The 9,726-nt window shown below is 76.0% G+C and carries 11 protein-coding genes; 4 read left to right on the plus strand and 7 right to left on the minus strand.

What is annotated here, in order from left to right; translation table 11 throughout:
* The first annotated feature begins 496 nt into the window (after positions 1 to 496).
* Positions 497 to 1,393, plus strand: coding sequence for an aldo/keto reductase (locus DLJ47_RS29540; RefSeq protein WP_109904867.1), 897 nt, complete (start codon positions 497 to 499; stop codon positions 1,391 to 1,393).
* A 42-nt stretch (positions 1,394 to 1,435) separates the two neighbouring features.
* Here DLJ47_RS29540 and DLJ47_RS29545 read toward each other — a convergent pair whose 3' ends face one another.
* From DLJ47_RS29545 to DLJ47_RS29570, 6 genes are all read right to left on the minus strand, one after another.
* The gene (locus DLJ47_RS29545) at positions 1,436 to 2,101 is read right to left on the minus strand and encodes a flavin reductase family protein (protein ID WP_109904869.1); all 666 of its coding nucleotides are present in this window, start codon (positions 2,099 to 2,101) and stop codon (positions 1,436 to 1,438) included.
* A 56-nt stretch (positions 2,102 to 2,157) separates the two neighbouring features.
* A complete protein-coding gene (locus tag DLJ47_RS29550; protein WP_109904871.1) occupies positions 2,158 to 2,721 on the minus strand; it encodes a dienelactone hydrolase family protein in 564 nt (187 codons plus the stop codon).
* 65 nt (positions 2,722 to 2,786) lie between these two features.
* A complete protein-coding gene (locus DLJ47_RS29555) occupies positions 2,787 to 3,896 on the minus strand; it encodes a nucleotide disphospho-sugar-binding domain-containing protein (RefSeq protein WP_109904873.1) in 1,110 nt (369 codons plus the stop codon).
* 44 nt (positions 3,897 to 3,940) lie between these two features.
* Positions 3,941 to 4,321: a hydroxyphenylacetyl-CoA thioesterase PaaI gene (paaI, locus tag DLJ47_RS29560; protein ID WP_109904887.1), complete on the minus strand. Its 381-nt coding sequence runs from the start codon at positions 4,319 to 4,321 to the stop codon at positions 3,941 to 3,943.
* A gap of 31 nt (positions 4,322 to 4,352) precedes the next feature.
* Positions 4,353 to 5,660: a phenylacetate--CoA ligase PaaK gene (gene paaK, locus DLJ47_RS29565; protein ID WP_109904875.1), complete on the minus strand. Its 1,308-nt coding sequence runs from the start codon at positions 5,658 to 5,660 to the stop codon at positions 4,353 to 4,355.
* Between the two features lie 167 nt (positions 5,661 to 5,827).
* Positions 5,828 to 6,805, minus strand: coding sequence for a zinc-binding dehydrogenase (locus tag DLJ47_RS29570; RefSeq protein ID WP_342447655.1), 978 nt, complete (start codon positions 6,803 to 6,805; stop codon positions 5,828 to 5,830).
* Between the two features lie 222 nt (positions 6,806 to 7,027).
* Between DLJ47_RS29570 and DLJ47_RS29575 the strand changes: the two genes are divergently transcribed.
* From DLJ47_RS29575 to crcB, 3 genes are all read left to right on the plus strand, one after another.
* Positions 7,028 to 7,786, plus strand: coding sequence for a class I SAM-dependent methyltransferase (locus DLJ47_RS29575; protein WP_109904879.1), 759 nt, complete (start codon positions 7,028 to 7,030; stop codon positions 7,784 to 7,786).
* A gap of 136 nt (positions 7,787 to 7,922) precedes the next feature.
* Positions 7,923 to 8,396 carry a fluoride efflux transporter FluC gene (locus tag DLJ47_RS29580; protein ID WP_109904881.1) on the plus strand — a complete coding sequence of 158 codons (474 nt, stop codon included), beginning with the start codon at positions 7,923 to 7,925 and terminating at the stop codon, positions 8,394 to 8,396.
* A complete protein-coding gene (gene crcB / locus DLJ47_RS29585) occupies positions 8,393 to 8,755 on the plus strand; it encodes a fluoride efflux transporter CrcB (protein WP_109904883.1) in 363 nt (120 codons plus the stop codon). The genes DLJ47_RS29580 and crcB overlap by 4 nt, the downstream gene beginning before the upstream one ends.
* Before the next feature lie 155 nt (positions 8,756 to 8,910).
* Here crcB and cobO read toward each other — a convergent pair whose 3' ends face one another.
* The gene (gene cobO / locus DLJ47_RS29590) at positions 8,911 to 9,525 is read right to left on the minus strand and encodes a cob(I)yrinic acid a,c-diamide adenosyltransferase (RefSeq protein ID WP_255562354.1); all 615 of its coding nucleotides are present in this window, start codon (positions 9,523 to 9,525) and stop codon (positions 8,911 to 8,913) included.
* Positions 9,526 to 9,726: the final 201 nt, after the last annotated feature.

Raw genomic sequence — 9,726 nt, forward strand, 5'->3', positions numbered from 1 at the left:
ACGTCCCGCCGATCCACCAGCACGCCGGTGCCCACCGCCGCCACGCCACCCGTGGTGACCGCGCATCCGCCCGCCGGTGCACGCACCGCACCCGCACCGAACCCCGCCACCACCCGGCCCGCCGGCGAGCGGGACCGCCCGTCGCCCCCGGCCCGGCCGTCCCGCCTGCGGGTGGTTCCGCTGCGATCACCGTGGCCGTCGACCCAGCGACCCCCCGCCAGCGATCCCGGAAGCCGGTGCCGCGGCCTCGCGAAGGCGGCCGGCGACGCCGGCGGGGAGGTCCGGTGGCGTGCCGCCCGCGATGGCGGAGCGGATGGCGGTGCGGGGGCCGGCCGCGGGCGTACCCCGTCGGTTCGGGCGCCCGCCCGGGCGGCCGCCTGACGGCGGCCCGGGTGGCCGGCTCTCCCCCACGATCCAAGCTATCAGTCGACACCCCCGGGCGGTATCGGGTGCGCGGCCGAGTGCGCAGGTCAGTGCCGTTGGTTAGGTTCGCCCGATGCCTACCGACGAGATCACCGCGGCCGCCGCGGGCAGCTGGACCCTGGGCGACCGCACCGTGCACCGGATGGGGTTCGGCTCGATGCGGATCACCGCGAACCCGGACCGGGACCTGGCCGTCCGCGTCCTGCGGCGGGCGGTCGAGCTGGGCGTCAACCACATCGACACCGCCGCCTTCTACTTCTCTCCGGGCGGGCCGCTGCGGGTGGGCACCGGTCCCGTCCGGTACGCCACCGAACTGATCCGCGAGGCCCTCCACCCCTACCCCGACGACCTGGTCATCGCCACCAAGGTCGGGCCCGACTACCGCACCACGGCCTGGAGCGGCGAGCTGACCAGCCCGGCAGACCTGCGCCAGCAGGTCGAGGAGAACCTACGCCGGCTGGGCCGCGACCACCTCGACGTGGTGAACCTGCGGATCGTGCGCCGGCCTGGCGACGACTCGGTGGCGGAGCGCTTCGCCGCCCTCGCCGAGCTGCGGGACGCCGGACTGATCCGCCACCTCGGGCTGTCCAACGTCCGGGTCGACCACCTGGACGAGGCGCAGGCCATCGCGCCGGTGGTGTGCGTGCAGAACGCGTACGCCGTCGACGCGCACCGGAGCTCGGACGACCTGCTGCGGGTCTGCGGCGAGCGGGGCGTGGCGTTCGTGCCCTTCTTCGCCCTGGCCGGGGAGCGCCGCGAAGCCGGCGCGACCGCCGAGCACGACGCGGCCGTACGCGCGGTCGCCCGCGCCCACGGTGCGACCCCGCACCAGGTGCGGCTGGCCTGGACCCTGCACCAGGGGCCGCACGTGCTGGCCATTCCCGGCACCGGCGACCCGGAGCACCTGGCGCAGAACGTCGCCGCCGGCGCGTTGCGGCTCACCCCCGACGAGCTGGCCCGCCTCGGCTGACCGCATCACCCGGCCGGCACCGCGCCGGGCTGGCCGGCCGCTTCAGCCGGAGAGCGTCCCGTGGGAGCGTGGGGTCTGGGAGCGGAAGCTGTGGCCGAGCTCGTCGCCCAGACCGAAGTAGTGGCGGAAGTTGTAGATGAGCGGGCTCCACGCCGACGGGTCGACGTGCTGGGTGCCGGGCACCACGACCCGCGGGTCGGCGTGGACCTTGAGCACCTGGGCCTCGACGATGAGGAAGTCTCCGGCGGCGTCGGGCCGTACCCGGGTCGCGCGGGCCTCCAGGTGCAGCGGGCATTCGGCGACCCGGGGCGGCCGGACCAGCTCGGACGGGATGGGACGCAGGCCGGCGGCGGCGAACTTGTCCGGCTCGAAGCGGAAGGCACCCCGCTTGTGCTCGGGCACGTCGCGTCGTCCAGTGAGCGGGGCCAGCCGCTCCACCGCGGCCCACAGGGCCGGGCCCGGGAGGTTCACCACCAGGTCGGGACGGCGCCGCAGGTTGCGGCCGGTCTGCCCGGCCCGGCCCAGCCCCAGGACGACGACCTGACCGAGCGCCCAGGCCGACGACATCGGCGCGAGGTTGACCGAGCCGTCGGCGTTCTCCGTCGACAGCAGCACGACCGGGGTGCCGAAGTACAGGATGCTCGGGGTGATCGCCACGTGGTCCGGGGCGACGCCGGCGGCCGGGGAACTCTCCGTCGCTGTGTTCATGGGCAGCGACGGTAGGGCGCGGACCGTTCGGTCGCCGGCGAAGGATCGCCGCACGGCTAACCGGTGAGGAAGGCCAGGCTCCGGTCCCAGGCCCGCACGGCGGCGCGCGCGTCGTGGTCGGGCACGTCCGGGTCGGTGAACAGGTGCCCGACACCCGGGTAGCGGTACACGTCCACGGCGGCGCCGGCCGCGGTCATCGCCCGCCGCCACTCGTCCACCTCGTCCTGCGGTTCGTACTCGTCCGGGTCGGCCAGGTGCAACTGCACCCGCAGGCCGGGGCGGACCGCCTCCGGCGCGCCGCCGGTGCCGTGCAACAACAGCAGCCCGGCGGTGTCGGGACGCTCGGCGAGCATCGCGCCGGCCACCCCGGCGCCCATCGAGAAGCCGGCCAGCACGGCGTCGGCCGGCGCGTCGCGCAGTGCCGCCCGGGCGCGGTCGAGCACGACCTCCTGGCCGATCTCGTCGAGCAGGGCGAAGCCGTCGGACACCGTGTCGGCGGCCGGCACGCCGTACAGGTCGGGGGTGGCGACCTCGTGCCCGGCGGCGCGCAACTCGTCGGCGGCGCGCAACACGGCCGGACGCAGCCCGTACACCGAGTGGAAGAGGACGATGTGTCGCATCGGCCCATCGTGCCCGAGACCCCCGACAGGACCGCCGCGCCACGCGTGGCCGCCGGCGCCTCCGGTCAGGCCAGCGCCGCCAGCCGGGGCACCAGGTCGGCCGGCTCCGGCATGGCGGCGATCTCCCGGCTGACCTGCGTCGCGGCGTCGCGCAACGCGGCGTCGGCGACCAGCCGGGTAAGCGTCGCCGGGGTGATGTCGCGGCTGGCGGCGGCGATACCGGCGCCGCGGGCCGCCACCAGCTCCGCGTTCTGCCGCCGATCGCCGGGGCCCACCGTGGCCAGCTGCGGCACCCCGGCGGCCAGGGCGCCGAGGACGCTGCCGGCGCCGCCGTGGTGCACCAGCGCCGCGCCGGCCGCCAGCGCCGCCGGCAGCGGGATCCAGCCGACGGTACGGACGTTGTCGGGCAGCGCGGCCCGGGCCAGCCGCTCGTCCGGCCGGACCAGGACGAACTCCGCGTCCACCCGGGGCGCCGCGGCGACCACCGCGCGCATCGGGCCGCCGCCGCCCGGCCCGGCCACGGTGCTGCGGCTGACCAGCACCCGGGGGCGCTCGCCCGGCTCGCGCAGCCAGTCCGGCAGCTCGCCGCCGCCGACGTACGCGCCGTAGCGCATCGGCCAGCCGTCCTGGCGCAGCACGCTGGGCGGGGCGACCGCGACGGCGGCGGCCGGCGGCGGCAGCTCGGTCAGGCCGTGCCGGCGCAGCGCCGGGGCGAGCCGGGCCACCGTGGCCCGGATGAGCTCTCGGCCGTCGAAGAGGGCGTTCTCGTGGCGTACCGCCGGCACGCCGAGCCGGGCCGCGGCGACGGCGCCGGCAACCGCGAACGGCTCGTGCACGACCAGGTCCGGCTTCCACTGCTCGGCCAGCGCGATCACCCCGTCGGTGAGCTGGTCGTTGACCGCGCCGAAGAGCAGCCCGGCGCCCCGGGTGCCGGCCCGACCGGCCAGCTCGGCGCGGGCCACCAGCGGGTGGCGCAGCAGCATGCCCCGGGCGATGCGGCCGAAGTCGAACCCGGGCGCGACGTCCCGCACCGGCAACCCGGAGCGGGCCACGTCCAGCCCGTCGGCGGCCGTGGCGACCAGCACCTCGTGTCCGGCGTCGCGCAGCGCGACGGTCAGCGGGACGAGCGGGAAGACGTGGCCGATCAACGGCGCGGAGACCACCAGGACGCGCATGGCGCCGATGCTAGGCGATCACCGCCAGCCGGCGGGGCCGCCGCTCAGCCCGGCTGCCCGTTGACGGTGCGGCTGCGGCCGCGGAACTCGGCCACCACCTCGCCGTCCTCGCGGGACACCGTGACGTCGTAGATACCGCTGCGGCCGTACCGGGTCCGTTCGGTGGCCCGGGCGATGAGCAGGTCACCCTCCCGGGCCGGCCGGACGAAGGTGATCTCGCCGCCGGCGGCGACGGTGACCGGGCCGTGGCTGTTGCAGGCCAGCGCGAAGGCGGTGTCGGCGAGCAGGAAAACGTAGCCGCCGTGGGCGATCGCGTGCCCGTTGACCATCGCGCCGGTCACCCGCATCCGGGCCTCCGCCGCGCCCTCGGCGGCGGAGATCAGCTCGATCCCGAGACTGCGGGAGGCCGCGTCGGCGTCGAACATGTCGTACGCGGCGTTGCGTGCCTCGCCCACGTCAGCCGGCCCGCCGCTGGTCCACGATCCGGCGCATCTTGCCCATCGACCGTTCCACGCCGTCCGGTGCGATCACGTCGACCGCGACGCTCACCCCGATGGTGTTCTTGACCAGGTGGACCAGTTCCGCCCCGGCTCGCTCGGCGGCGTCGACGGCCACCCCGGCGCGCCGCTCCACCCGTACGGTCAGCGTGTCCATCCGCCCCTGCCGGTCCAGGACGCACTGGAAGTGCGGCGACAGCTGCGGGGTACGCAGGATCAGCTCCTCGATCTGGGTCGGGAAGACGTTCACCCCGCGCACGATCATCATGTCGTCGGTCCGGCCGGTGATCTTCTCGATCCGGCGCATCGGCCGGGCGGTGCCGGGCAGCAGCCGGGTGAGGTCCCGGGTGCGGTAGCGGACCACCGGCATGGCCTCCTTGGTCAGCGAGGTGAGCACCAGCTCGCCCCGCTCCCCGTCGGGCAGCACCTCGCCGGTCACCGGGTCGATGATCTCCGGGTAGAAGTGGTCCTCCCACAGGTGCAGGCCGTCCTTGGTCTCCACACACTCGTTGGCCACGCCGGGGCCCATCACCTCGGAGAGGCCGTAGATGTCCACCGCGTGCATGTCGAGCCGCCGCTCCATCTCCCGGCGCATGTCCTCGGTCCACGGCTCGGCGCCGAAGATGCCCACCCGCAGCGACGTGCCGCGCGGGTCGACGCCCTGCCGCTCCATCTCGTCGACGATGGCCAGCATGTAGCTGGGGGTGACCATGATGACCTCGGGCGCGAAGTCGCGGATCAGCAGCACCTGGCGCTCGGTCATCCCGCCGGAGACCGGGATGACCGTGCAGCCCAGCTCCTCGGCGCCGTAGTGCGCGCCGAGCCCGCCGGTGAACAGCCCGTAGCCGTACGCGACGTGCACCCGGTCGCCGGGGCGGCCGCCGGAGGCGCGGATCGAGCGGGCCATCAGCCGGGCCCAGGTCTTCAGGTCGGCCGCGGTGTAGCCGACCACTGTCGGCCGGCCGGTGGTGCCGGAGGAGGCGTGCAGCCGGGCGATCCGCTCGCGGGGCACGGCGAACATGCCGAACGGGTAGTTCTCCCGCAGCTCGGCCTTGCCGGTCAGCGGGAAGCGGGCCAGGTCGGCCAGTTCCCGGCAGTCGTCGGGATGCACGCCGGCGGCCTCGAACGCCCGCCGGTAGTGCGGCACGTTGTCGTACGCGTGCCGCAGCGACCAGCGCAGCCGCTGCAGTTGCAGGGCGCGCAGCTCGTCGACGCCGGCCCGCTCGATCGGTTCCAGGTCCTCCGGGCGAGGGGTCCGGTCCTGCATCGCTACCTCCTGGCTCCTGGCGCGGGCGGCGGGCCGGGTACCCACCCGTCCGCGCCCGCGCGGTCACCGCGCCCCGGCGTCGGGAGGTCACGCGCCCGCCGATCCGGGTACCGTACGCCCGCCGCCGGGCGGGCACCACCGCCGGGTGGCGCCCGCGGCGGCGGTGGTCAGACGGTGAGCAGCGCCTTGCCGATCACCGTCCGGCCCTCGACGGCCCGGTGCGCGTCAGCGGCCCGGTGCAACGGGAAGGTCTGCCCGATCAGCGGCGTGATCCGCCCGGCCGCCGCCGCGTCGAGCGCGGCGCGCAGGTGCCGGCGGGCCTGCTCCGGTGTGAACTGCACGTCGGCGATGCCGGTGACGGTGATCCGCCGGGCCTGGGCGACCTCCGGATCGGGGATCGCGAACGCCCCGGCCGGGGTGCCGTGCGCGGAGAACCGGCCGCCGGCGCGCACCAGGTCGAAGGCGGCCCGACCGTAGTCGCCCCCGGCGCCGTCGAAGACCACGTTCATGTCGCCGGCGGCGGCGCGCACCCGGTCGGTCCAGCCCGGCTCGTGGTAGTCGACCACCAGGTCCGCGCCGAGCCGGCGCAGCGCGGCCAGCTTCGCCGGGCCGCGGGCCGCGGCGACGACGAACCCGCCGGTGGCCCGTACCTGCTGCACCAGGACCGCGCCGAGGCCACCGGCGGCGGCGGTGACCAGCACCCGGTCGCCGGACCGGACCGGCACCAGATCGAGCAGCCCGAACGCGGTCACCCCGTCGTGCAGCAGCGCGGCCGCGTCGGTGAGCGGGACCGCGTCCGGCACCGGCACGAGGCCGTCGACCGGCACCACCGCCCGTTCCAGGTAGCCGCCGCGCTCGTCGGTGCGGGTCACCACCCGCCGGCCGGCCCAGCCCGGGTCGACCCCCGCGCCGACCGCGCCGACCGTCCCGGCCACCCCCACCCCCGGGCGATACGGCGGCCGCACCGGGAAGTACGTCCCACCCTGGCCGCGCCGGATCATCGTCTCCACCCAGAGCACGTCCGCGGCGGCCACCGCCACGACCACCTCGCCGGGACCGGGCACCGGCTCCGGCGCCTCGGTCAGCGCCAGCACCTCCGGTCCCCCGAACGCCGTCACCTCGACCACCCGCATGTCACGCTCCACTTCGCTCGCTGATACGACCAGCCTCGAAGATGAAGCGCGGTTGAGGTCAACGGCCGGCCCGGGTGACCCGGCCCACGGCGCCGCCGGCACCAGCGGTGCGGGGTCGAGCCGACCTCCGGCCCGACCGCGCCCCCGATCATCGCCTCGCCATTCCCTCCGCTATTGCAAATTGCTGGCAACAAGGTCTGGACCGGGCCTACTGATGTAACTAGCCTGATCCGCATGACTCCTTACTTGACGAACGCGGCGGCCTGGCAGGAGAGCTGGGACCGCCAGCAGGAGGCGTACCTGCCGGACCGGGAGCACCGGTTCACCGCGATGCTCGACGCGGTCGAGGCGATCCTCGACGGCGAACGGCCCCGGCTGCTCGACCTGGCCGGCGGCACCGGCACCATCTCCCTGCGGGCGCTGCGCCGCTTCCCCGACGCCGCGGTGACCCTGCTCGACCTGGACCCGACGCTGCTCGCCATCGCCCGCGCCACCCTCGGCGACCGGGTCACCGTGGTGACCGCCGACCTCAACCGGCCCGACTGGTCCGCCGCGCTGCCGCACCGCGAGTACGACGCCGTGCTCACCGCCACCGCCCTGCACTGGCTGCCGGGCGACCGGCTCGCCCGGCTCTACGCCGAGGTGCGCGACCTGCTGCGCCCGGGCGGCGTCCTGCTCAACGCCGACCACATGCCCGACGACGGCCTCCCGCAGCTCAGCAAGCGCCTGCTGGACCGCGCCCGGGACCGCCGCGACGCCCGGTACGCCGCTGGCGCCGTGCTGTCCTGGTCGGACTGGTGGGAGCGGGCGGCGGCCGACCCGACGCTCGCCCCGCTGGTCGCCCGGCGCCACGAGATCTACCCGACCGGGCACAGCCCGGAGTGGAACCCGCCGGTCTCCTGGCACCTGGCCGCGCTGACCGACGCCGGCTTCACCGAGGTGGGCACGCTCTGGCGCGGCGGCACCGACGCCGCCGTGGCGGCGGTGCGCTGACCGCCGGCACACCCGGCCACGCCCGCGCGGCATCGCGGGGGCCGGCCGGAGATCACCCCGGGGCGGGCGTACGGGGCGTTATGCTGGCGCCCGCCGCCGGACGGCCGCCGGCGGCACCCGCGGCTGTGGAGGAGACGTGACCGGTCCGGCCGAGCCGCCGCGGATCGATCCCGACGTCGACCTGCGCGTACCCGGTGACCGGGCCGAACTCACCGCGCACCCGGCGGCCGTCCTCGGCGCCGTCTCCGCCGGGGGCGTGCTCGGCGCGCTGGCCCGGGCCGGCCTGCAGGCGGCGTTCCCGCACCCGCCGGACGGCTTCCCGTGGGCGACCTTCGGGGTCAACCTCAGCGGCTGCCTGCTGATCGGCGTGCTGATGGCCGTGCTCGGCCGGGCCGGCGGCGGGCGGCCGCTGACCCGGCCGTTCCTGGGCGTGGGGGTGCTCGGCGGCTACACCACCTTCTCCACCTACGCGGTGGACGTCCACCGGGCGCTGCTGGCGGGCGCCCCGGCCACCGCGCTAGCGTACCTGGCCGCAACCCTGGTCGGGGCGCTGCTCGCGGTCTGGGCCGGGGACGCCGCCACCGACCGGTTGCTGCGGAGCCGCCGGTGACCGCCCTGCTCGTCGCGCTCGGCGCGGCCGTCGGCGCCCCGCTGCGCTACCTCACCGACCGGGCCGTGCAGGCCCGCCTCGGCTCGGCCTTCCCGTGGGGCACGCTCACCGTCAACGTGGCCGGGTCGCTGCTGCTCGGTCTGCTCACCGGGCTGCCGACCGACCCGGCGGTTGGCGCGCTGGTCGGCACCGGCTTCTGCGGCGCGCTGACCACCTGGTCCACGTTGAGTTACGAGACGCTCCGGCTGGCCCGCGGCGGCCGGCAGCTGGCCGCGCTGCTCAACGTCACGGCCAGCCTCGCCGCCGGGCTCGCCGCCGCCACCGCCGGCTACCTGCTCGCCCGGGCGCTCACCGGCTGACCGGCCCGGGCCCCCGTCGGTCGGAGGAGGCGCTGTACCGGGCGAGGGATTCCGGCCGAGGCGTTGACGACGTCAGCTCCACAGCGGCGCTCGCCGCCGCTGCCGGCGGACGCTCGCGAGTCCGTTGCCGGACGACGGTCACCGCTCGGCACCGTTCACCACTCGATGCCCTTCTGGCCCTTCTGGCCGGCGTCCATCGGGTGCTTGACCTTGACCAGCTCGGCGACCAGGTCGGCGGCGGCGACCAACCGCGGGTCGGCGTCCCGCCCGGTGATCACCACGTGCTGGAACCCGGGGCGGTTCGCCAGGGTGTCGACCACCTCGTCGACGTCCACCCAGCCCCACCTCATCGGGTAGGTGAACTCGTCGAGCACGTAGAGGCCGTGGCGCTGCGCGGCCAGGTCGCGCTGGATCTGCCGCCAGCCCTCCAGGGCGTCCGCTGCGTGGTCCGCCGCGCCGCCGCGCTGGATCCACGACCAGCCCTCGCCCATCTTGTGCCAGGCCACCGGGGCGCCCTGGCCGGTGTGCCGGTGCACCTCGCCGAGCGCGCGGAAGGCGTTCTCCTCACCGACCCGCCACTTGGCGCTCTTGACGAACTGGAACACCCCGATCGACAGGCCGGCCGTCCACGCCCGCAGCGCCAGTCCGAACGCCGCCGTCGACTTCCCCTTCATCTGGCCGGTGTGCACGAGCAGCAGCGGGCGGTTGCGCCGCTGCCGGGTGGTCAGCCCGTCGGCGGGCACGTGGGTCGGTTTTCCCTGCGGCATCAGGCGATGCTCCTTCTCTTCGGGGCGTCCACCCCGCCGGTCGTACGGTTCGGGTCCGCGACGTCGGCGCGCTCGCGCGTCATGCCGGAACCCGACCCGCGCGGTCGCGGGGGTGGGTGGTCAGGTGGGTGAGGGGGACGGCGGCGATCTGGTCGAGCCGGTGGTGGTCGGCGGCGAGGTGCGCGGCGAGCAGGTCGGCGCGGC

Source organism: Micromonospora sp. S4605, assembly GCF_003176715.1.
GTDB lineage: Bacteria > Actinomycetota > Actinomycetes > Mycobacteriales > Micromonosporaceae > Micromonospora > Micromonospora echinaurantiaca.